General features: G+C 30.9%; 23 protein-coding genes. All 23 read left to right on the plus strand.

Features of this window, described 5'->3' with window-relative positions; genetic code table 11:
- Nucleotides 1-19: 19 nt before the first annotated feature.
- The 23 genes from infB (at nt 20) to KQI88_RS13755 (ending at nt 24532) form a co-directional block, all read left to right on the plus strand.
- Nucleotides 20-2137 carry a translation initiation factor IF-2 gene (gene infB / locus KQI88_RS13645; protein WP_216418225.1) on the plus strand — a complete coding sequence of 706 codons (2118 nt, stop codon included), beginning with the start codon at nt 20-22 and terminating at the stop codon, nt 2135-2137.
- A gap of 18 nt (nt 2138-2155) precedes the next feature.
- Nucleotides 2156-2539: a 30S ribosome-binding factor RbfA gene (gene rbfA / locus KQI88_RS13650; protein ID WP_216418228.1), complete on the plus strand. Its 384-nt coding sequence runs from the start codon at nt 2156-2158 to the stop codon at nt 2537-2539.
- A complete protein-coding gene (locus KQI88_RS13655; RefSeq protein ID WP_216418230.1) occupies nt 2532-3494 on the plus strand; it encodes a DHH family phosphoesterase in 963 nt (320 codons plus the stop codon). The genes rbfA and KQI88_RS13655 overlap by 8 nt, the downstream gene beginning before the upstream one ends.
- Nucleotides 3491-4399, plus strand: coding sequence for a tRNA pseudouridine(55) synthase TruB (gene truB / locus KQI88_RS13660; protein WP_334300611.1), 909 nt, complete (start codon nt 3491-3493; stop codon nt 4397-4399). Before KQI88_RS13655 ends, truB begins: the two co-directional genes overlap by 4 nt.
- A 2-nt stretch (nt 4400-4401) precedes the next feature.
- Complete coding sequence (locus KQI88_RS13665) at nt 4402-5325, plus strand: bifunctional riboflavin kinase/FAD synthetase (RefSeq protein WP_216418234.1); 924 nt, start codon at nt 4402-4404, stop codon at nt 5323-5325.
- Nucleotides 5326-5429: 104 nt separating this feature from the next.
- Nucleotides 5430-5693 (plus strand): 30S ribosomal protein S15, encoded by a 264-nt coding sequence (gene rpsO / locus KQI88_RS13670; protein WP_212378079.1) that lies wholly within the window; start codon nt 5430-5432, stop codon nt 5691-5693.
- A gap of 157 nt (nt 5694-5850) precedes the next feature.
- Complete coding sequence (gene pnp / locus KQI88_RS13675; RefSeq protein ID WP_216418236.1) at nt 5851-7971, plus strand: polyribonucleotide nucleotidyltransferase; 2121 nt, start codon at nt 5851-5853, stop codon at nt 7969-7971.
- Between the two features lie 125 nt (nt 7972-8096).
- Nucleotides 8097-8828, plus strand: coding sequence for a polysaccharide deacetylase family protein (locus KQI88_RS13680; RefSeq protein ID WP_216418238.1), 732 nt, complete (start codon nt 8097-8099; stop codon nt 8826-8828).
- 63 nt (nt 8829-8891) lie between these two features.
- A complete protein-coding gene (locus KQI88_RS13685; RefSeq protein ID WP_216418240.1) occupies nt 8892-10151 on the plus strand; it encodes a M16 family metallopeptidase in 1260 nt (419 codons plus the stop codon).
- 177 nt (nt 10152-10328) lie between these two features.
- The gene (locus KQI88_RS13690) at nt 10329-10586 is read left to right on the plus strand and encodes a YlmC/YmxH family sporulation protein (RefSeq protein ID WP_212378071.1); all 258 of its coding nucleotides are present in this window, start codon (nt 10329-10331) and stop codon (nt 10584-10586) included.
- A 180-nt stretch (nt 10587-10766) separates the two neighbouring features.
- Entirely contained in the window at nt 10767-11498 is a 732-nt protein-coding gene (locus KQI88_RS13695; protein WP_216418242.1) for a ClpP family protease, read from the plus strand.
- A 313-nt stretch (nt 11499-11811) separates the two neighbouring features.
- A complete protein-coding gene (locus KQI88_RS13700; RefSeq protein WP_216418244.1) occupies nt 11812-14127 on the plus strand; it encodes a DNA translocase FtsK in 2316 nt (771 codons plus the stop codon).
- A 47-nt stretch (nt 14128-14174) separates the two neighbouring features.
- Nucleotides 14175-15221 (plus strand): tRNA 2-selenouridine(34) synthase MnmH, encoded by a 1047-nt coding sequence (mnmH, locus tag KQI88_RS13705; RefSeq protein WP_216418246.1) that lies wholly within the window; start codon nt 14175-14177, stop codon nt 15219-15221.
- Nucleotides 15222-15308: 87 nt separating this feature from the next.
- Nucleotides 15309-15845: a CDP-diacylglycerol--glycerol-3-phosphate 3-phosphatidyltransferase gene (gene pgsA / locus KQI88_RS13710; protein ID WP_216418248.1), complete on the plus strand. Its 537-nt coding sequence runs from the start codon at nt 15309-15311 to the stop codon at nt 15843-15845.
- A gap of 166 nt (nt 15846-16011) precedes the next feature.
- Complete coding sequence (gene recA, locus KQI88_RS13715) at nt 16012-17058, plus strand: recombinase RecA (protein WP_216418511.1); 1047 nt, start codon at nt 16012-16014, stop codon at nt 17056-17058.
- Nucleotides 17059-17460: 402 nt separating this feature from the next.
- On the plus strand, nt 17461-18921 hold the full coding sequence (gene rny / locus KQI88_RS13720) for a ribonuclease Y (RefSeq protein ID WP_408629727.1): 1461 nt from the start codon (nt 17461-17463) through the stop codon (nt 18919-18921).
- A 168-nt stretch (nt 18922-19089) separates the two neighbouring features.
- Nucleotides 19090-19350, plus strand: a complete 261-nt coding sequence (spoVS, locus tag KQI88_RS13725) for a stage V sporulation protein S (protein ID WP_212378060.1) — start codon at nt 19090-19092, stop codon at nt 19348-19350.
- 111 nt (nt 19351-19461) lie between these two features.
- Nucleotides 19462-20280, plus strand: coding sequence for a PHP domain-containing protein (locus KQI88_RS13730; RefSeq protein ID WP_216418251.1), 819 nt, complete (start codon nt 19462-19464; stop codon nt 20278-20280).
- A 44-nt stretch (nt 20281-20324) separates the two neighbouring features.
- Nucleotides 20325-20714, plus strand: a complete 390-nt coding sequence (locus KQI88_RS13735) for a PadR family transcriptional regulator (protein WP_330656236.1) — start codon at nt 20325-20327, stop codon at nt 20712-20714.
- A gap of 92 nt (nt 20715-20806) precedes the next feature.
- Nucleotides 20807-22000, plus strand: a complete 1194-nt coding sequence (locus tag KQI88_RS13740; RefSeq protein WP_216418253.1) for a pyridoxal phosphate-dependent aminotransferase — start codon at nt 20807-20809, stop codon at nt 21998-22000.
- A gap of 619 nt (nt 22001-22619) precedes the next feature.
- Nucleotides 22620-22925 carry a (2Fe-2S)-binding protein gene (locus KQI88_RS13745; protein WP_216418255.1) on the plus strand — a complete coding sequence of 102 codons (306 nt, stop codon included), beginning with the start codon at nt 22620-22622 and terminating at the stop codon, nt 22923-22925.
- Nucleotides 22922-24022 carry an NAD(P)/FAD-dependent oxidoreductase gene (locus KQI88_RS13750; protein WP_216418257.1) on the plus strand — a complete coding sequence of 367 codons (1101 nt, stop codon included), beginning with the start codon at nt 22922-22924 and terminating at the stop codon, nt 24020-24022. Before KQI88_RS13745 ends, KQI88_RS13750 begins: the two co-directional genes overlap by 4 nt.
- A 21-nt stretch (nt 24023-24043) precedes the next feature.
- Complete coding sequence (locus tag KQI88_RS13755) at nt 24044-24532, plus strand: 4Fe-4S dicluster domain-containing protein (RefSeq protein ID WP_216418259.1); 489 nt, start codon at nt 24044-24046, stop codon at nt 24530-24532.
- Nucleotide 24533: the final 1 nt, after the last annotated feature.

The following is a 24533-nucleotide window of genomic DNA, read 5'->3' on the forward strand; positions in this document are numbered from 1 at the left end:
TAATTAGGGGGTGATTTATTTGTCAAAGATAAGGGTATATCAATTGGCAAAAGAGTTAGAAATTAGTAGTAAGGAATTGATCGAAAAGTTAAAGGAGTTATCTATTGAAGTAAATAGCCATATGAGTACATTAGAAGATGAAAATGCAAATATACTAATTGAATTATTTACTGAGGAAAGTAAACCAAAGACAATATCTAATACAAAAGAAAAGCCACCTAATCAAGAACAACATGATGAAAATAAATTAGAAACATTAGATAATAAAGAAGATATTATAGTTAATACAAGGAATAAAAAAGAGAAGAGAAATAAAAATAAAAACAAAAGAAATAAAAATTCTATGGCAGATAATTATGACGATAGGGTAGAAAGTAAAGGTGAGCGAGTGATACAATTAAAAAGCAAAGTAACAGTAAAAGAATTAGCTGAAATTATGGATAAAAATGTTAGTGAAATAATTACAAAGCTTATTGGTTTAGGTATAATGGCAACTATTAACCAAGAATTGGACTATGATACAGCCCAAATTATAGCTTCAGAATTTGGTGTTGAAGTTGAGCCATTGGAAGATGTAACTATGGACGATGTTATTGATGATATTGAAATAGAGCCTGACAGACCTGAAGATTTAAAACCAAGGTCTCCTGTAGTTACAGTTATGGGTCATGTTGACCACGGAAAAACATCTTTATTAGATGCGATACGTAAAACTAAAGTAACCTCTAGAGAAGCTGGAGGAATTACACAACATATAGGTGCTTCAGAAGTAAAAGTTAATGATAAAAAGATAGTACTTTTAGATACACCTGGTCATGAGGCATTTACATCAATGCGTGCAAGAGGTGCAAAGGTAACAGATATAGCTATTTTAGTAGTTGCTGCTGACGATGGGGTTATGCCACAAACAATTGAGGCTATTAATCATGCTAAGGCCGCTGAAGTTCCTATAATAATAGCTATTAATAAAATGGATAAACCTAGTGCTAATCCAGATAGAGTAAAGCAAGAGTTAGCAGACCATGGTATTTTAATAGAAGAATGGGGTGGAGATGTTATTTCTGTTCCTGTTTCTGCTCTTAATGGTGAAAATATCGATACTCTATTAGAAATGATTTTATTAGTTGCAGAGATGGAGGAGTTTAAAGCAAATCCAAATCGTAAAGCAATAGGTACTGTTATAGAGGCCCAACTAGATGTAGGTAAGGGTTCTGTAGCAACTATTTTAATACAAAATGGAACTTTAAAAATAGGCGATTCTGTAGTAATTGGTACTACCCATGGTAGGATTAGGGCTATGATGAACGATAAAGGAAAGAGAGTTAATGTAGCAGGTCCTTCTACAGCTGTAGAAATTACAGGATTATCTGAAGTACCTGAAGCTGGGGATCAGTTATTTGCAGTAGAGGATGATAAAATAGCTAGGGCAATTGTTGAGAAAAGAATTAATAAGATAAAAGCAGAGCAGTTAAAAGCAAGTCAAAAAATTTCTTTAGATGCGTTATTTAGTCAAATGGAACAAGGACAAATTAAAGATTTAAACCTGATTGTAAAAGCAGATGTACAAGGTTCTGTAGAGGCTGTTAAACAATCACTTATTAAATTATCAAATGATGAAGTAGTTATAAATCCAATACATGGCGGTGTAGGAGCAATTACAGAAACAGATGTAAATTTAGCTGCAGCATCAAATGCTATAATTATTGGTTTTAATGTTCGGCCTACTGCTAGTGCTGATTCATTAGCAAAAAAGGAAAATGTGGATATAAGAAGTTATCGCGTTATCTACAAGGCTATTGAAGATATTGAGGCTGCTATGAAAGGTATGCTTGATCCAGAATTTAAAGAAGAGGATTTAGGTAAAGCAGAAGTAAGAGCTACATTTAAGGTTCCAGGAGCAGGTACAATTGGTGGATGCTATGTAATAGAAGGTAAAATTTTGAGAAATGCAAAGGTTAGATTAGTTAGAGATGGTATAATTATTCATGAAGGTACGATTGATTCTTTAAAAAGATTTAAGGATGATGCAAGAGAAGTTGCAACTGGATATGAATGTGGTATAGGTCTAAGTCAGTTTAACGACCTTAAAGAAGGAGATATTATAGAAGCATACCAGATGAAAGAAATAGAAAGATAACTAGGAAGGGATGAGGATATGTCATATCCTAGAGTTAAACGTTTATCAGAAGAAATAAAAAAAATAGTAAGTAATATAATTAGAAATGAATTAAGAGATCCTAGAATTGCACCTATGACCAGTATAGTAGAGGTAGATGTAACTAGAGATTTAAGATATGTTAATATTTATATCAGCGTTCTAGGGACTGAAAAAGAAAAAGAAGCTACTATGGAAGGATTAATAAAGGCAAGTGGTTTTATTCGGAGAGAAATAGGGCAGAAAATTAAGGCTAGATATACTCCAGAAGTAATTTTTAAATTAGATGAATCTATCGAACGAGGAATCCACATGTACAATGTAATTACAAAGGTTAATGAGCAAAATTCTACTACTTCTGATGAGGATAAGACAGATGAATAAGCTAATAGAAATTGCTTCTAACAGTAATAATATTGCCGTTACATCTCATGTTGATCCTGATGGAGATAGTATAGGTTCTATACTTGCCTTAGGACTAGCATTAAAACAGAAGTATAAAAATGTAGAGATATTCACTGCTGATCCATTACCAGCTAGATATGACTTTCTAGTGGAGTCAAAATATATCAAAAGATATGAAGATGTTAAGGATAAAGCTTTTGATTTGTTTTTTGCATTAGACTGTGGCGATGAAAACAGACTAGGTAAAAGTATAGACGTTATGAAAAAAAGTAAAACAGTTGTTAATATAGATCATCATATTAGCAATACACAGTTTGGTGACATTAATATTGTAAATATAAATTCATCATCTACTTGTGAAATGATTTTTTCCATTATTAAAGATATAGGACTAACAATAGATCAAGAGATAGCCACCTGTATATATACTGGTATTGTTACCGATAGTGGAAACTTTATGTATGATAATGCTACTGATAAAACCCACTTAATAGCAGCAGAGCTAATAAGAGCTAATATAGATAAACAGAAAATTATGTATAACCTGTACCAAAAAAAATCTATAAAAAACTTAAGATTTTTAGGGTATTGCTTAACTAATATGGAGATAGAGCTTGATGGCCATCTTGCAATATTCGAAATTACATCTACGTTATTAGATAAGTTTGATATACCTTCTGCTGATATTGAAGGAATTGTAAACTATGGAAGAGATATAGATGGTGTTGATATATCAGTAACTATACGAGAAGAAAGCGATAGCAAACTTAAACTTAGCTTTAGGTCAAAGCATGATGATGTAGATGTTAGAAAATTGGCGGAGCTCTTTAATGGTGGTGGACATAAAAAAGCATCGGGTGCTACATTAAATGCTTCTTTAGATGAAGCAAAGGCTCTAATTATAGAAAATGCAAAACAATTTATAAGACGGTGATTTATTTGAATGGTATTTTAAATATTTTAAAACCACCAGGAATGACATCACATGATGTTGTATCTGTTGTTAGAAAAAAGTTAAATATTAAAAAGGTAGGGCACACTGGAACATTGGATCCCAATGCTGCAGGTGTTCTGCCTATTTGTGTTGGACAAGCTACAAAGATATCGCAATTTCTTCTTGATGGTAAAAAAAAATATCGTACCGAATTAACTTTAGGTATAGAAACAGACACTGAAGATATATATGGAACAATTACAAATAGATCTTCAATAGTGCCTGAAAATGAGGATATTGAAAGAGTTATATTAAGCTTTATTGGAACTTATGATCAAATTCCTCCTATGTATTCAGCACTTAAGGTTAAAGGAAAAAAGCTTTACGAACTAGCAAGAGCAGGTATTGAGATAGAAAGAAAATCGAGACAGGTAACAATTTATAGCATTGATATTATTAAAATTGATAATGGTAAAATAATGTTTGATGTATTATGCTCTAAAGGCACTTATATACGTACATTATGTAAGGATATAGGGAGAACTTTAGGCTGTGGAGGGGTAATGTCTTTTCTTCTTAGAATAGAAGCTAGCGGCTTTGATTTAAAGACAGCCATTACAATAGAGGAACTAAAGGAAATAGAAGATGTTAAAAGCTTACTATTGCCCTTAGACTTCCCTCTTAATCATATACCTAAAGTTATTGTAAAATCATCCTATACTAAACAGGTGTTGAATGGAAATCGAATTTTTCCATATTATTTAGTTGGTAATTTAGATATTCCTTTAGAAACAGAAGTGCGTATTTATCTAGAAAAACAATTTGTTGGCTTTGGTATTGTTAAATGTGATGAGGATGGGCAAAATTATATCAAATTTTTAAGGCTTTTATTTGAAAGGGAGTAAATATGAAAACAATTAAACAATACAATCAATTAGATAAAAGTGTACAAAGAGGAGTTGCACTTGGAAACTTTGATGGAATTCATATTGGCCATCAAAAATTAATTACAACCTTAATTGAAAAGTGCAGAGCAAATGGTTTAGAATCATGTGTTTACACGTTTGGTAATCACCCTCTAGCAGTTATTACTGGAAGAGAAGCTCCTCCTCAAATTACAAATATAAATATGAAAAAGAAAATTCTAGACTCCTTAGGAGTTGAACTTTTATATTTGGAAGAGTTTAATAAGAATTTAATGGTCTTAAGTCCTGAGGATTTTGTTAAAAATATTTTAGTAGATAGGTTAAATTGTAGGATAGTAGTTGTTGGATTTGATTATAATTTTGGATATAAGGCTCAAGGAAATGTGGAACTTTTAAAGAAAATGGGGCAAAAACATGGATTTGAGGTTTATGAAATTCATCCTGTAACTATAGATAATAAAAAGGTAGGAAGTTCAACTATTAGAGAGTATATTAAAAATGGAGATATAGAGGATGCTAATGTGTTTTTGGGAAGACCATACTCTATCTATAGCAAAGTGGTTCATGGAAAAGGCAGAGGGCATAAATTAGGATATCCTACAGCTAATATTTTAATAGAGTCCTCTCATTTAGTTCCTAAGGAAGGTGTTTATGCTACATTTATTAAAATAAACAATTCTATATATAAAGGAGCTACCTGTGTAGGAACAAATCCAACCTTTGGTGCTAATAGTATTTCGATTGAAACTTTTATTATCAATTTTAACGAAGATATATATGATCAATATATCGAATTACAGTTTATTAAAAGACTAAGGGATCAAATTAAATTTAATAATGTAGATGATCTAATCAAACAAATGAACCAAGATGCAAATAATGCAAATATATATTTACAATTATAAGTAATTATGTTAGAATAATTAATGTGTTAAAGAACCTATTCTCAGTGATTTGAATCACCGACAGTTACTTAGAATTAGGGGATACAAAATGAGGAGGTGAAATAATGCTACAAGAAAATAAAAAAGTAATTATTGATAGTTTTAAAACTCATGAAAATGATACTGGTTCTCCAGAAGTACAAATTGCTTTATTAACTGAAAGAATTAATCATTTAAATGAGCATTTAAAATCTCATAAAAAAGACCATCACTCAAGAAGAGGACTTCTAAAGATGGTTGGTAAGAGAAGAAACCTATTAAATTATCTTAAAGATAGAGATATCGAAAGATATAGGGAAATAATAGAAAAATTAGGATTAAGAAAATAATAAAGAGCGGGAAATCCCGCTCTATTATTTAATTATTTATTTAACTAAGCCATAAAGGCTTTTTATTTTATGCTTTTATAGGAATTTTTTAACTTTTGAAGGAAATAATATTAATATTGTAGAAAACAATATACAAATGAAGGGAGGATAATAAACAATGGTTAAAGTTTTTCAAAAAGAAATTGGTGGAAGAACTTTAGAAGTAGAAGTTGGAAAATTAGCTCAACTTTCCAATGGTTCTTGTTTACTAAAGTATGGAAAGACTGCTGTTCTTGTTAATGCATGTGCATCAAAAACCCCTAGAGAGGGAATCGATTTTTTTCCTTTAAGCGTTGATTATGAAGAAAGAATGTATGCAGCTGGAAAGATTCCTGGAGGTTTTATTAAAAGAGAGGGTAGACCTAGTGAAAATGCTATACTGACTTCTAGGTTAATAGATCGTCCGATTAGACCCTTATTTCCAGAAGGATATAGAAATGAGGTTCAAGTAATTGCAACAGTATTATCAGTAGACACAGATTGTAGTCCAAATATAGTTGCAATGATAGGATCTTCTGTAGCACTATCAATTTCTGATATTCCATTTCAAGGACCGACAGCTTCTGTACATATTGGCATGATAGATGGAAATTTATTAATTAATCCTACAAGTGATCAAAGGGAACACAGCGAACTTGATCTAGTTGTTTCTGGTACAAAGGATGCTGTAATGATGATTGAAGCAGGTGCCAATGAAGTTACAGAAGAACAAATGCTGGAGGCTATTTTATTTGCTCATGAAGAAATTAAAAATATTGTTTCATTTATAGAAGAAATTGTTAAAGAAGTTGGAAAAGAAAAGCAAGAAGTTATACTTTTTGAAGTTGATAAAGATTTAGATTCTGAAATAAGAGAATATGCAACTAGTAAAATAGCTAACGCAATTAGAACTGTAGAGAAGTTAGAGAGAACAGAAAAAGTAGAGTTAGCTAAGAGAGAGACAATAGAGTATTTTATTGAAAAATATGAAGAAGATTTAGATTTAAAGCAGGTAGGTTCTATATTGGATGCAATTATGAAAGAAGAGACTAGACACTTAATTCTTCATGAAAAGGTAAGACCTGATGATCGAAAGCATGAGGAGATTAGACCAATATCTTGTGAAGTATCTCTACTTCCAAAGACTCATGGTTCAGGATTATTTACAAGAGGTCAAACACAAGTATTATCAGTAGTAACTTTAGGTGCAATAGGTGATGTACAAATTATTGATGGACTTGGTGAAGAAGAGTCTAAAAGATATATGCATCATTATAATTTTCCACCATATAGCGTAGGCGAAACTAGATTTTTAAGAGGACCAGGAAGACGTGAAATTGGTCATGGAGCCTTAGCAGAAAGAGCATTAGAACCAATGATACCTTCACAGGATGATTTCCCCTATGCTATTCGTGTAGTTTCAGAAGTTTTAGCTTCTAACGGATCTTCTTCACAAGCCAGTGTTTGTGGTAGTACTCTATCATTATTAGATGCAGGAGTGCCTCTAAAAGATATGGTTGCTGGTATTGCTATGGGATTAGTTAAAGAAGATGATGCAGTAGCTATTTTGTCAGATATACAAGGTATGGAAGATCATTTAGGTGATATGGACTTTAAAGTTGCAGGAACGTCTAAAGGAATAACAGCTATACAAATGGATATTAAAATTAAGGGAATTGATAGAACTATTTTAGAAAATGCTCTAGAACAGGCTAGATTAGGTAGACTATATATTTTAGATAAGATGAAAGAAGCAATTAGCTCTCCAAGATCAGAATTATCTCCTTATGCTCCTAGGATGTTAAAAACTAAAATACATCCAGATAAGATTAGAGAAGTTATAGGTACAGGTGGAAAAACTATAAATAAAATTATTGAGGATACAGGTGTTAAAATTGATATTGAGAACGATGGTACTATATTTATAGCTGCTCTAACACAAGATGCAGGGGAACGTGCCCTTAAAATAATTGATAACATAGTTCGTGACCCTGAAGTGGGAGATACATATAAAGGAAAAGTTATAAAGATAATGAATTTTGGAGCTTTTGTAGAGATTCTCCCAGGTAAAGAGGGATTAATACATATATCTAATATTGCCCATGAAAGAGTAAGCAAAGTAGAAGATGTATTAGCAGTAGGTGATGAGGTTGACGTTAAAGTAATGGAAATAGATCAGCAAGGAAAAATAAACTTATCTAGAAAAGCCCTTCTACCTAAGGAAAATGATAAAAAACAAGATGAACAGCCGAAAGCATAAACCTACTGTGGTTTATGTTTTTTTATTATCTAAGAGTATATAAATTTTTATCCACATTGATTGCATAACTAATTTATTTTCGAATAATATATTACCAACATCTTAATTAAGTTAGGAGGCAAGTTATGGTAATTATTATAAACAAAAAATTTGCAAGGCTGGTAATTGCATTTATTCTAATCACTTTAATAATAACAATAGGATTCGTAACATTAAGACGTGGAAACACAGAAGTATTTAGTAATTATAACTACACTACGGTAAAGCCAATAGATAGGGGGAGTGAAGATAGTAAATATATTGCATTTACATGTAATGTTGATTGGGGGAATGAGGTACTTCCAGATATATTGGAAACATTAGATAAAGAGAAAATAAAAATTACATTTTTTATAACTGGAAGATGGGCTAAACAGTTTCCTGATTTAATGCAACAAATTGTAGACGCTGGACATGAAATTGGTAGCCACGGTTATCAACATCTAGACTATGGATCCTTGGCATTAGATAAAAACGAAGAACAGATACAAAAAGCAGATGAAATACTGTCTAAATATACTATGGAAAAAATCTCCTTGTTTGCCCCCCCTTCTGGATCTTATAATGAAAACACATTGATTGCATCAAATAAATTAGGATATAAGACAATACTATGGACAATTGATACCATAGATTGGAGAGCAGGAAGTACAAAAGATGTTATTATAGATAGAGTACTTAAAAAGGATAAATTTAATGGAGCAATAGTATTAATGCATCCTATGCCTGAAACTGCAAAAGCTTTACCAAAATTAATTGAGGCCATGCGTGAAAAAGGACTAGAGGTTGGTAGGGTTAGTGATGTTCTGGCGGAATAAGCTTGCATAGTATTATTATGTCAATTATAATGTATATGAAAATAGGAAATCTAGGAGGAAAAAATGTATAAGAGATATACTTTAGAAAATGGACTAAGAGTTGTAACAGAGTATATTCCTTTTGTAAAATCAGTATCTATAGGTGTTTGGATTGAAGCTGGATCTAAGCATGAAAATACTATAAACAATGGAATATCACATTTTATTGAACATATGGTGTTTAAAGGTACTGATAAAAGAACTGCAAAGGATATAGCTGATATTATAGATAGTGTAGGCGGACAAATTAATGCATTTACTAGTAAAGAATGTACTTGTTATTATACAAAGGTGTTAGACAGTCATTATGATCTAGCAATAGACTTGTTGTCAGATATGTTATTTAATTCTAAATTCGATCCGATTGAAATAGAAAAGGAAAGAAGTGTAATATTAGAGGAAATTAATATGTATGAAGACTCACCTGAAGATTTAGTACATGATATTCTTTCGCAAACTTTATTTAAAAATAATTCTTTGGGTATGCCTATTTTAGGTACAGAGGACACCCTTCATAACATTGATCGTGAAATGATCCTACAATATATGGATGAATATTATGTTTCAAATAATGCTGTATTATCTATAGCTGGTAACTTTGATGAGAAGAAATTACTAGAAACAATAAATGATAAGTTTAGCACTTGGAGTAATAATAATAACTTAAACAAAGCATATGAAACAATTAATTATAATTTTGAAGTTGTATCTAAATATAAAGAAATTGAACAAACACATCTGTGTATAGGATTTAAAGGAGCTGAGTTAGATAGTAATGATGTATATCCATTATTAATACTTAATAATGTCCTAGGTGGAAGCATGAGCTCTAAACTCTTTCAAAGTGTAAGAGAGGAAAGAGGTCTAGCTTACTCAATATATTCCTATCCATCTATTTATAAAAATGGAGGATCTTTAGTTATATATGCTGGTACGAATCCTAATCAGGTAGAAGAAGTAACAAAAATTATCTACAATGAAATTAAGGATATAATTAGCAACTCACTAAGTGAAGATGAGATAAATAAATCAAAAGAACAATTAAAGGGAAATTATATACTAGGATTAGAAAGTACCAGTAGTAGAATGACATCAATAGGTAAATCAGAACTGCTACGTAATAGAATATACAGCCAGAAGGAAATAATAGATAAAATTGATTCTGTAAACTCAGCAGACATACAAAGAGTAATACAACGTATATTTAAATTAGATGAAGTAACTATAACAACAGTAAGCAAAGATAATATTATAAAAACAATAAAAAATATTTTTGAATTATAAAGAAAGCCTTTAAATGGGCTTTTTTTTAATTACACATATCATATAAAATGTTATCATAATAGATAACCAATAATTAGAATAAAACCCGTCCTACTCAATATAATTATAATAACTAAATTATTTAATTTTAAATAAACCATTAATACTATATAGTTCAAAATAATAGGAGGGGTAATTATGCGTTTAAGCACTATAGGTGGAAAAGAAATTGTTAACTTGTGTGATGGTAGTAGATTAGGTATAATAGCCGAATCTGATTTGTTAATTGATGAAAAAACTGGGAAAATACATGCTCTTTTAATACCTGAATCAAAAGGATTTTTTAGTTTTTTTTCAAATGATTCTTTAACAGAAATTCCTTGGGAAACTATAAGGAAAATAGGAAATGATATGATTATAATTGAATTGGAAAATAACCACAAAAAAAAGTATTAATGATAGTGAAGAATAGATGAGGTAAAATAGGTAAGAATAATGTTAGTACTTAAAGTAAAATTTTGCTGAGATAATTTCAGTAAGATTTATTATAGAGATTATAGGATGTTTATTGAACGTCTAATAAATTTTATAATTGTTTATGAATCATTAAAAATGTACTAACATAGGAGTGAAAAAATGATAAATAATTTTACTAATCAACAATATTCTCAGTTTTTAACGAACAATCAAAGTCCTACAAATCAAAATGAAGGTACTAATAAGCAGGCAGAGAATATACAAGCATTTGGAGCAAACAGCTTACCCGAAGCTAGCCAAAATATCCATACAATAAATATTATAGGACACATAGAGGGACATATGGTAGCACCTCCTCAAAACAAATCAACTAAATATGAACATATTATTCCTCAGTTAGTAGCTGTTGAAGAAAATCCAAATATTGAGGGATTATTAATTATTTTAAACACTGTTGGAGGCGACGTAGAAGCTGGTCTGGCAATTTCTGAATTAATATGTAGCCTATCTAAACCTAAGGTCACTTTAGTAATTGGAGGCGGCCATAGCATAGGTGTTCCTTTGGCTACTGCAGGTGATTACTCATTTATTGCACCTACAGCTACAATGACCATTCATCCAATAAGGATGAATGGATTAGTGATAGGAATTCCACAAACCTTTAAGTACTTTTCAAAAATGCAAGAAAGAATAGTAAACTTTGTTTTACGCACTTCAAAAATAGACAGAGATGTTTTTATACGATTAATGAACGCTACGGATGAATTAGCTAGTGATGTAGGTACAATTCTGATAGGAGAAGAAGCAGTAAAACATGGCTTAATCGATGAGGTTGGAGGCCTAAATAAGGCGATATCTAAACTAAATGAATTAATAAAAGCTAGTAAATAGAATTTTTATGCTCTAATATAATTTACATTATAATAGAAAGTGTATAATACACTTTCTATTATTTTTTATGCTTTAACAGAGTATATTTTTATAGAATATAGAATAAGGAGTTAGACAGATATAACCTTATACAGTATTTAAAATTTTATATACTTTTATTACAATGTTTGTAGGTTTTATTAATTTAGTGTAGAATATATTATTGAGTTAAGTTATAATCATTTAAATTTAGTATAATTTATAATTTACTTAGACACATATTCTAAAATAACAATATACTAAATTTATTAAAATCTTTAATGGAGTGATAATATTGGGCAGAAAGCATCGCAAAAAACAAAGTCAAAATATTGATATTATAGCAAAGGAGTTTAATAATGAGATATATGGCATTTTTACTATCGCAATCGGATTGATTTTACTAGTAATTATACAAGGCAATAGCGCAGGGAAGGTTGGAGATTTTATAAGATTCATTCTGACAGGATTATTTTCAAGTACAACAGTTATTTTACCATATATAACAATTTTATGTGGTGTCTTTATTTTTATTAATAAGTCATTATTAAAAGAAAATAAAACCATATTATTTTATTCTTTAGTATTTATTTCAATTACAATACTTAAATCTCTTAGAAGTTTTGGAACTATTGATAGTATTGTTGCATCTAATACTACTGAGTGGTTTCAACAAATATTTGCACTTGGTACTCAAGGTATTGGAGGAGGTATTATTGGAATTAGCTTAACAAAACTATTAGTTAACCTCTTTGGAATAACGATTACATATATTATAATTTTAACTTTATTACTTATATCCTTAATTTTATATACAAAAATATCTTTACTAACTATGATAGTTAAATTAAAGAATCAACTTATACTAATTTCAAGTAAAATTAAAAATCAAATCTTAAATTTTGTTTTTGTTCCTGTAAAAGATACAAAACCTAAAAATAAAAAGAAAGATAGTAAAAATTTATTAACTATGGATTTAGAAGAAAATATACACTTAGAAAAAGATCCAGGTATAGAAGAAAAGATTAAAATACTTGATTTTACAACAATTGATTCAGATGAACCTTTGGAAAATGGAAAAAATATTGATGATAAAGCCGATATAATCAATCAAGAGAATAATGATAAAAAATTTAGTAAATCTATTGATTCAAGCACAATTATTAATTATAACCAAGAAACCCCAAAAATTGAATATGAATTTCCTAACATTGATCTTCTTAATCAGATAGTTTCCCAATCTAGTAAAGATGATAAAAGAAAAATTATATCTAATGCAAAAATATTAGAAGATACATTGCTTAATTTTGGTGTAGAGGCTAAGGTTATACAGGTAAATAAAGGACCTACTATTACACGTTATGAATTACAGCCTAGCGCTGGAGTAAAGGTAAGTAAAATTGTTAATTTAAGTGATGATATTGCTTTAAACTTGGCCGCCCAAGCAATTAGAATTGAAGCTCCTATACCTGGCAAAGCTGCTATAGGTATAGAAATACCTAATGAGGATGTTTCTACAGTTGCTCTTCGGGAAGTGATTGATAGTCCTAACTATAAAAATTCTAATTTAAATTTACCATTTGCTTTAGGTAAGGATGTTTCGGGAGCACCTATCATTACAGATATATCTAAAATGCCTCATCTTCTAGTAGCTGGAGCTACTGGTTCGGGAAAAAGTGTTTGTATTAATACATTAATATTAAGTATTTTATACAATTCAAGTCCTGATATGGTAAGGTTAGTTTTAATTGACCCTAAAGTTGTAGAATTAAGTCAGTACAATGGCATTCCACATCTACTTATACCAGTTGTAACTGATCCTAAAAAAGCAACAAGTGCTCTTAACTGGGCTGTACAAGAAATGTCTAAACGCTATAAAATGTTTGCAGAAAATGGCGTGAGAGATATTGATGGATATAATAAGAAATTTCAAGAAAATAAAATTCCATATATCGTTATTATTATCGATGAATTAGCTGATTTGATGATGGTTGCTCCAAATGATGTGGAAGATGCAATATGCCGTTTAGCCCAAATGGCTAGAGCGGCTGGATTGCATTTAATTATAGCAACCCAGCGACCTTCTGTAGATGTAATTACAGGGGTTATAAAAGCAAATATACCATCAAGAATTGCCTTTGCTGTGGCTTCTCAGGCAGATTCAAGAACAATTTTAGATATGGGTGGGGCAGAAAAACTTTTAGGTAAGGGGGATATGTTATTTTATCCTGTTGGTTCTAGCAAACCTGTTAGGGTGCAGGGAGCTTTTATTTCTGAAAAGGAAGTAGAAAGGGTGGTAACCTTTATTAAAGACCAAGTTGAGATACCTAATTATGAGGATGAAATAATAGATCAGCTTGACCAAAATAATATTAATATGTCTACAGATGTAGATGAATTGTTTAATGAAGCATTAAAAATAGTAATTGAAGGCCAACAAGCTTCTATTTCTATGCTTCAAAGAAGATTAAGAATAGGATATAATAGAGCTGCAAGATTAATTGATGAGATGGAGTCAAAAGGTTTTGTAGGTCCTCATGAAGGAAGTAAGCCAAGACAAGTATTAATAGATAATGAGTTTTTTGAACAAAATATAAAAGAATCAATATAAAATTATACATACTATTATTAATAGACTAAAACTAGAAGGTGAAAAATTTGTTTGCAAAAATAACTGTTGAAGAAGCGCTTAATATGGAGGATAAGATTTTTATTGATGTTCGTTCTCCACTAGAATTCATGGAAGGCTCTATACCTGGTGCAATTAATATTCCTATTTTAGATAATGATGAGAGGGTTGTTGTAGGGGTTACTTATAAGCAAGCTAGTCCAGAAGAAGCTAAGATGAAAGGAATCGAATATGCGTCTGCCAAACTCTCCTCTATCTATAATGAAATTTTTTTATTGACAAAGAAGTATAAAAATATTGTGTTATTTTGTTGGCGCGGAGGATTAAGAAGTGCTACAGTTTCAAACTTTTTAGCTTCCTTAGGAATGAATATTTATCAATTAGAAGGAGGGTACAAGCAATATCGCAAACATGTCATTGAATATTTTGATAAGGACCAATTTAAACATAGTTTTATTGTACTTCATGGATATACGGGAGTTGGAAAGACTGAAATACTTGAAAAACTTAAAAAACTTAATATTCCAGTGCTTAACCTAGAGCAATTAGTTAAAAACAGCGGATCTGTGTTTGGAGCAATCTGTTATCAGGATGCAAAACCAATAACACAAAAAATGTTCGATGCACTTGCATTTGAAACTTTAAGACTAAGCAATAGCAAATACATTATAGTAGAAAGTGAAGGACAACGGTTGGGAGGAATTTCATTGCCCGAAGGTCTCTTTGAGTCAATAGTTAAAGGAAAACATATTTTAATAAATACATCTATAGAAAATCGAATAGAACGATTAGTAAGTGATTATGTAGATAATATTTCTAACTGTGATGCTCTATTAGAAAATGCTATTCTAAATCTAAAAAAACGGATTGGATTAGAAAAAGTCAATCAATGTATTGGTTGGATTGAAGAGAAAGAATATGATAAAATTGCAAGAGAATTAATTATAGAATACTATGATCCTTTATATATACACTCTATGAAAAAATATAATTATATGATGGAAATTAATTATATTAGTATAGAGGATGCTTTAGAAAAGTTGGTTAAACTGTATTATAGTTTAGAAAATAATTGAGTATAATATAAAATGATTAAATATCAATTAAGCTTCAATTTATATTTATATATATTTTAGAGTATAAATTAATGGGGGAGAGTATAAATGAATCTAGCCAATAAACTAACTATATTAAGAATTTTTTTAGTTCCTATTTTTATGATATTTCTTTTAAGTAAAATACCTTATGGGGTACCAATAGCTGCAGGAATATTTATTGTTGCTGCTATTACCGACACATTAGATGGATATGTAGCAAGAAAAAGAAATGAGATTACTAACTTTGGTAAGTTTATGGATCCATTGGCGGATAAACTCCTTGTATCAGCTGCACTTATTTCTCTTGTTCAAATGGGTAGACTTTCTGCTTGGATGGTAGTTGTAATTATAGCTAGAGAGTTTACTATAAGTATATTAAGAGCTGTAGCCGCGGCTGAAGGAATAGTTATAGCTGCAAGCTGGTGGGGAAAAGCTAAAACTATCACACAGATTATTGCTATAATAGCAATTTTATTAGATAATTTTCCATTTAAATATATTAACTTTCCTTTTGATATGATTATGATGTGGGTTTCTGTCATATTTACTATAATATCAGGAATTGATTATATAATTATAAATAAACATGTACTCAAGTATTAAAGAGCTTTATCACAAATATTAGAATAATATTTTAATATTCCAAATGGTCAAACTATATTTTTAAAATATAGTTTGACCATTTATATATTATAAGATATAATGTTTTTAGAACGTCTGTTCGAGATATTAAGGAAGGCAGGTGAGCCAGACTATGTCTGGTAATAGTATGGAGAAAAAAAAAGCTTTAGAGATGGCTATTAGTCAAATAGAAAAACAGTTCGGTAAGGGATCTATCATGAAGTTAGGCGAGGATTCTAAAATGAGCTTTGAAAGCGTTTCTACAGGCTCCATTGGCCTAGATTTAGCTTTAGGAATTGGCGGAATACCTAAAGGAAGAATTATTGAAATTTATGGTCCAGAATCTTCTGGTAAAACAACAGTTTCCCTTCATGTAATAGCAGAGGCACAAAAGACAGGTGGTACAGCTGCATTTATCGATGCTGAACATGCTCTTGATCCAGTATATGCAAAAAAATTAGGCGTTGATATTGATAATTTAATTGTTTCACAACCTGATACAGGAGAACAGGCCCTTGAAATTGCAGAAGCACTTGTGCGAAGTGGTGCTGTTGATATAATTGTTGTAGATTCTGTTGCTGCTTTAGTGCCTAAGGCAGAGATTGAGGGAGAAATGGGAGATTCTCATATGGGATTACAGGCTAGATTAATGTCCCAGGCATTAAGAAAACTAGCTGGATCAATTAACAAATCAAAAACAGTTGCTATTTTTATAAACCAACTTAGAGAAAAAATAGGCGTGATGTTTGGTAATCCTGAAACTACTACAGGAGGTCGTGCGCTTAAATTCTATGCTTCTGTACGTTTAGATGTAAGAAGAGTTGACTCCATTAAACAAGGTAATGATGTTGTAGGAAACAGAACAAGAGTAAAAGTTGTAAAAAACAAAGTTGCCGCTCCCTTTAAACAGGCTGAATTTGATATAATGTATGGGGAAGGTATTTCAAAAACAGGAGATATATTAGATGTAGCCACTTCACTAGATATTATTGATAAATCTGGTGCTTGGTATAGTTATGGTGATCACAGACTTGGACAAGGTCGTGAAAATGGAAAACAATTTTTAAAAGACAATCCTGAAATTGCATTAGAAATAGAGAATAAAATAAGAGAACACCATAATCTACCTCTTGCTACTGAAATAAACAAAGTTGAATCACAAAATGCAATTTTAGAATCTGATGATGAAAAATAATGAGTAAAATTATCTTATATTTTAAAAAAGAGACTATTAATATAAATTTTTATTAGTAGTTTCTTTTTTATTATATAATTATACTCCTATATTTTATTACATTATCCAGCAAGTATCGTCTAAGTATAGCTAGGTTATTTATGGTAATAATTTAAATGTTATATATACATAATTCCCATACCTATATTCCAACTTGACACCTGTAAAAAAAAGATATAAAATAAAAGCAAATCATGGGTGTATCTATTGATAAAAGCTATTAATATCAAATTGAAAATGGGAATTTTTAAAACTTAATAAAGGAGGTGTCCACATATTCAAAATATACTTGTTTTAAACGGACTTTTAATTTTAGTTGGTATTTTAATCGGATGCCTTGTCGGCTATTTTTTTCGAAAACATATTGCGGAGGGAAAAATCAATAGCGCCGAAGAATTAGCAAAAAAAATTGTAGAAGATGCTGAAAGAGATGCTGAAACCACAAAAAAAGAGCTATTATTGGAAGCAAAAGAAGAAGTGCATAAACTTCGTAATGAATTAGAAAGAGAGAGTAGAGAAAGGCGTAACGAATTACAAAGGATAGAAAGAAGATTGATACAAAAAGAAGAGGTTTTAGATAAAAAGTCAGAATCCTTAGAGCATAAAGACGAAAAATTAGTGAAGAAGCTCAAGGAACTAGATAATAGGGAATTGGAAATTAACGACCTTTATCAAAAGGAAGTTGAAAAACTTGAAGAATTATCTGGTTTAACTTCTGAACAAGCACGTCAGCTTATATTAAGCGATATTGAAAAACAGACAAAATATGAAGCTGCGATGATGATAAAAGATATTGAATCTAAAGCTAAAGAAGAAGCAGAAAAGAAAGCAAGAGAAGTAATCGCTTATTCCATTCAAAAGTGTGCAGCAGATCATGTTGCAGAAACTACTGTATCAGTTGTGCAACTTCCTAGTGATGAAATGAAAGGTAGAATAATTGGTAGAGAAGGTAGAAATATTCGTACATTAGAAACATTAACGGGTATTGATTTAATTATTGATGATACACCAGAAGCAGTAATTTTATCTGGCTTTGACCCAATTAGAAGAGAAGTAGCACGTATTGCATTAGAAAAATTAATTGTCGATGGAAGAATTCATCCAGCAAGAATTGAAGAAATGGTAGAAAAGGCTAAAAAAGAAGTAGATAATATTATTAAAGAAGAAGGTGAACAAGCTACCTTCGAAACAGGCGTTCATGGATTGCACCCTGAACTTATAAAATTGCTTGGTAGATTAAAATATAGAACTAGTTATGGACAAAATGTATTAAACCATTCAATAGAGGTCTCATATTTAGCAGGAATTATGGCAGCCGAATTAGGTGCAGATGTTAAGCTTGCAAGAAGAGCAGGATTACTTCATGATATTGGTAAGGCTGTTGATCATGAAATAGAAGGAACCCATGTTGAGATTGGTATGGAACTTCTGAAAAAATATAAAGAATCTAAGGATGTTATTCATGCTATGTCCACACATCACGGTGATTATGAGCCTGAATCTATAGAGGCAATATTGGTTACTGCTGCAGATGCTATTTCAGCCGCAAGACCTGGTGCTAGAAGAGAAACCTTAGAGTCTTATATTAAGCGACTAGAGAAGTTAGAAGAGATCGCAAACGATCATGAAGGTGTTGAAAAATCCTATGCTATTCAAGCTGGTAGAGAAATTAGAATTATCGTTAAGCCTGAAGTGTACAACGACGAGGAGATTTTTATGCTAGCTAGAAACATAACAAAGAAAATTGAGTTTGAACTGGAATATCCAGGACAAATAAAAGTTAATGTAATTAGGGAAACAAGAGCAATAGAATACGCTAAATAAAAAACTGCAAATGCAGTTTTTTTATTTTCATAAATTAAATTCCTTTTAAAAAATTAATAAACTTTAGAAAATTTTACTATATATGCAGGGATTTTTGAAATTAAGTAGAATACTATAAATTGATAAAACAATATATATACAAGTATATTATAAGGGGGATTTAATAGGATGGAAGTATTAAAAGTATCAGCAAAATCAAATCCAAATTCTGTGGCTGGAGCCTTAGCCGGAGTTCTTAGAGAACGAGGATCAGCTGAAATTCAAGCTATTGGCGCAGGTGCTCTAAATCAAGCAGTTAAAGCAGTGGCAATCGCACGAGGATTCGTAGCTCCTAGTGGATTAGATTTAATCTGTATCCCTGCTTTTACTGATATTGAAATAGATGGTGAGGAGCGAACTGCAATTAAATTAATTGTAGAGCCAAGATAACATTTATGGAATTAATACAAAAGATCTGCTAGTAAGCAGATCTTTTTATATTAATTTTAAATTTTGGATATAATTGTTATATGCGTTTAATAATAAAAGGAGAATATTATTATGAATTTTATAGATATGCATACTCATTCTACAGCCTCTGATGGACTATATTCACCTAGCAGATTAGTCGAATATGCTCTAGAAAAAGGATTGTCTGGTATTGCAATAACAGATCATGATACTATTGGTGGAATTGAAGAAGCAATACAACAGGCAAGTTACTACAAAGATTTTATTATAATACCAGGTATTGAACTAAGCACTGAGTATAATAATGAAGAGATCCATATATTAGGCTATAGGATTGATTATAAGAATGAAAATTTACTAAAAGTACTACAAAGCTTACAGGTCGACAGAAATATGCGCGCACTCAAAATTGTTGATAAACTAATAAGCCTAGGTCTTGAAATTAGCTATGAGGATATAACACAAATTGCAGGACAAGGAGCTGTTGGGCGTCCTCATATTGCACGAGTTTTAATTCGAAAAGGTTATGTAGAGAATAATGAAGAAGCTTTCAAAAAATATCTAGGTAAAGAATCTCCAGCATATGTACCAAAACAAAAATTGACACCTATAGATGCAATTGATATTATAAGAAGTGCAGGGGGAATATCGGTTGCAGCTCATCCTGGTTTGTTAAAATCTATAACTACTTTAGAATATCTAATCGAAATAGGTATTGAAGGAATTGAAGTATATCATTCTGATCATACGATAGATAAGTCTTTAAAGTATTTAGAACTAGCTAAAAAGCATCATCTCCTTATAACAGCTGGATCTGACTTTCACTATCCACCTCATAACAATGACTATCATGGTGATTTGGGTAGTATTAAAATTCCATTAAAAAACATTCAGAAACTATTAGAATAACTTTACTAAAAACTTTAAACTGATTTTATTTAATTATTAAAGGGGTGATTAAAATAACTGCATATAAAGGCGAACGAAATCGGCAATTCCCGTCTAAAATTAGTACAACTCAATTTGTTAAATTATATATTCTTCATTTACTTATTGAGAGAAGCTATTATGGAAATGAGTTAATAGATGAAATTAAAAAAAGAATGAATTATAAATGGGAGCCAAGTCCTGGTATGATTTATCCTCTATTAAGAGAGCTAGAAAGTAATAATTATATCAAAGGATGGTGGGAAGAACCTGACAAACGATCTATTAGACATTATAGAATCACAGATGATGGTTTAGATAACTATAAAAAAACTAAACTCCTTTATAAGCCAGCTATTGATGATTCGCTAACAATAATTCAAAATACACTTAAAGATATATATGGATATATATAGAATTGTTTTGATAAATTTGTTACAATGATTATGATGTAAAATAGAGGTTTAAATTTACATTAATATTTAATAAATCTATGGAGGGAATGTCGATGAACATAGCACTTTCAACAAAAGCACAAAATGTTTTGCCATCAATAACACTTTCAATTGATGCTAAAGCAAAACAAATGAAAGCAGATGGAATTAATGTAATAAGTTTTGGGGTAGGAGAACCGGATTTTACCACACCACAAAACATCAAAGATGCTGCTATAGAAGCAATTAGAAAAGGCTTTACTACATATACTCCTGCTTCAGGACTACCTCAACTTAAACAAGCAATATGCGCTAAATTAAAGACTGAAAACAATTTAGAATATAAACCTGAAAACATAGTTGTATCTAATGGAGCAAAGCATTCCTTATATAATATTTTTCAAGCTATATGTAATCCTGGAGACGAAGTAATTATACCAGTACCTTACTGGGTAAGCTATCCAGATATGGTTAAAATGGCAGATGCTAACCCTGTATTTGTGAATTGTACAGAGGAAAATGAGTTTAAAATTAAAAGAGATGATCTTCTAAAAGCTATAACAACCAAAACAAAAGCTATTATACTAAACAGTCCGTCTAATCCAACAGGTTCAGTTTATACAAAATCTGAATTAGAAGAAATTGCAAAAATTGCCATTGAACACAATATTTTTATTGTAGCTGACGAAATATATGAAAAATTAACCTACGAAGGTGAAAAACATATTAGTATCGCTTCTCTAAATAATCAAATAAAAGACCTAACAATTGTAGTTAATGGCATGTCTAAAGGTTATGCTATGACAGGATGGAGAATCGGATATACTGCAAGCCATGCAACTATAGCTAAGGCCATGGGTAATATGCAAAGTCATGCTACATCCAATCCTAATACTATTGCTCAACATGCTAGTATTGAAGGATTAACTGGAGATCAATCATCTGTGGAAGAAATGAGAATCGCATTTGATGAGAGAAGAAAATATATGGTACAAAGAATAAATGAGATTAAAGGTTTATCATGTATTACTCCTAAAGGTGCTTTCTATGTTATGATGAACATCAAGCAACTAATTGGCACTACTATTAAAGGCATTGTTATTAATAGTTCTATGGACTTATCGGAGTTATTACTCGAACATGCAAATGTTGCTGTTGTGCCAGGTGTTGCTTTTGGTACTGACGAATTTATTCGTCTTTCCTATGCAAATTCACTTGAAAATATTAAAGAAGGACTTAATAGAATTGATAGTATTTTAAATAGCTAGTTTATAACAGCTATAATAGGAGCTTTTACCCTTATGGTATAGGTGTTCTGTCATGTAATGCTTTAAAAATATCAGCTTTATGTTAGAAAAAAATAATAATTTTGAAAAAAAACTCATTGTAAATACAATGAGTTTTTTTTCAAAATTATTTATATTACATTAAAAAACAAATGTACTTAATATTTTGTTTACTGCATATGTATAAATCAGTAGACAAGTAATCAATTTTAAAAAGCTAATACACATATTTAATCAATTAAATTTTTCAAAAAAAATTAGTTTTAGTAAAGGAATATTGTAGTAGATGTAGTATATATATTAAGTGAAATATTTGTAATTTTCTGAATAATAACATTAAAAATCTATGAATACCCTATTTGTTATATTTTTTTTATATTCGACTAATCCTTAAATCATCAAGTATAAAATATTAAGGAGGGATACAATGAGTGAAAAAAAGGAACAATGGGGTAGTCGGTGGGGATTTGTTGCCGCTGCTATTGGAATGGCCATAGGTACAGGTACTTTCGTTAAGTTCAAGTGTAGTTAAATCTACACCTGAAGGACATATATTAATAAATTTCATGAACATACCAAGACCATAATGGAGGTGCTAAAAATGAGAATTCAAGAACACCCTATACTAACTTTAAAAAGAGGTGCTTTAATTAGTTTTACTTATAATGGACTCCAATTAGAAGGATATGAAGGAGAAACTATTGCTGCAGCTTTACATGCTGCGGGCATAAAAACCCTTAGTCGTAGTCATGAAAATCATAGAGCGAGGGGATTTTTCTGTGCAATAGGAAACTGCTCATCTTGCCTAATGAAGGTTAATGGCAAACCAAGTATTAGAGTATGTGTTGAGCCATTAAAAGATGGGATGGTAATTAATACTCAAGAGGGGAGAGGAGAACTAGTATGAAGGAGGTTGAGATATTAATTATCGGTGGTGGTCCAGCTGGCATGTGTGCTGCAATTAGCGCTGCAGAAGCTGGAGCAAATGTGATGTTAGTTGAGAGAGATAGATCGCTTGGAGGACAACTTGTAAAACAGACACATATGTTTTTTGGTTCAGAAAAACAATATGCTTCTAATCGTGGAATCGATATAACTAATATTTTATTAGATAAACTTAAAAACTTTGATAATATTATTGTTAAACTTGACACAACTGTACTCGGTATATATGAGGATGGTATTGTTACCTTGGAAGAAAATGATAAATACTTAAAAATTAAACCAAAATCTATAGTTGTCTCAACTGGTGCTAGCGAAAAAACCTTAGCTTTTCCTAATAATGACCTTCCTGGTATATATGGCGCAGGTGCGGTGCAAACGCTAATGAATGTCTATGGAATTAAACCAGGAAATAAGGTATTAATGGTTGGTTCTGGTAATATAGGTCTAATTGTAAGTTATCAGCTGATGCAAGCAGGTATAAAGGTAGTTGGCATTGTTGAAGCATCTCCTAATATTGGTGGATATTTAGTACATGCATCTAAGGTAAGAAGATTAGGTATCCCGATCTATACTCAACATACAATAAAAGAGGCTTTTGGCGATGATTATTTAGTTGGAGCAACAATATGTAAACTCGATAATGATTGGAACCAAATACCTGGTACAGAGATTGAAATTGATATTGATGTTATGTGCATTGCCATTGGACTTTCACCTTTATCGGAGCTACTTTGGCAGGCAGGTTGTCAAATGAAATTTCTCAACGAATTAGGTGGCTTTGTACCATTAAGAAATGAGAACTTAAAAACTACAGTGGATGGTATTTATGTAGCTGGCGACATTGGAGGTATAGAAGAAGCTAGTAGTGCTATGGTGGAAGGATACTTAGCTGGTATTTCAACATCCTTTGCTTTAGGTTATTTTTCTAAAAATATGGAAAATAAAAGACTAGATTATATGCAGCAGTTAAATTCTCTCAGATCTGGACCTACCGGTGCAAAAATAAGGAAAGGACTTTCACATCTATTAATAAATGTAGAAACTACGGCTTTAAAATAATAATTACAAGGGGGGTTACTTATGTTATCTCAAACAGGAGTACCAAGTATAGAAGACCTAAATAAAGTATTCCCAAGTGATGAAAGGCTTAATAAGGGACCAGTTGCAATTATAGAATGTTTTCAAAATATACCATGTAATCCTTGTTATACTGCCTGTAGTAGAAATGCAATAAAGCCATTCAAAGATATAAATGACTTGCCTAACATTGATCATCAAGAATGTAATGGATGTGGTCTGTGTATAAGTAAATGTCCTGGACTTGCTATTATGGTTTTAGACATGGTATTTAGTGATACTGAAGCATTAATAAAAATTCCTTACGAATTTTTACCTCTACCTAATAAACAAGATATAGTAATGGGATTAGATAGAGAGGGTAGCTATGTGTGTGATGTTAGAGTTGAAAATGTTTTAAATACAAAATTTTTAGATAGAACACCGATTATTTCTATAGTGGTAAAAAAAGAGTTTGCTAAAATTATTAGAAATATTAGGATGGGGGATTAGG

Origin of the sequence: Alkaliphilus flagellatus (genome assembly GCF_018919215.1) — a bacterium.
GTDB lineage: Bacteria > Bacillota > Clostridia > Peptostreptococcales > Natronincolaceae > Alkaliphilus_B > Alkaliphilus_B flagellatus.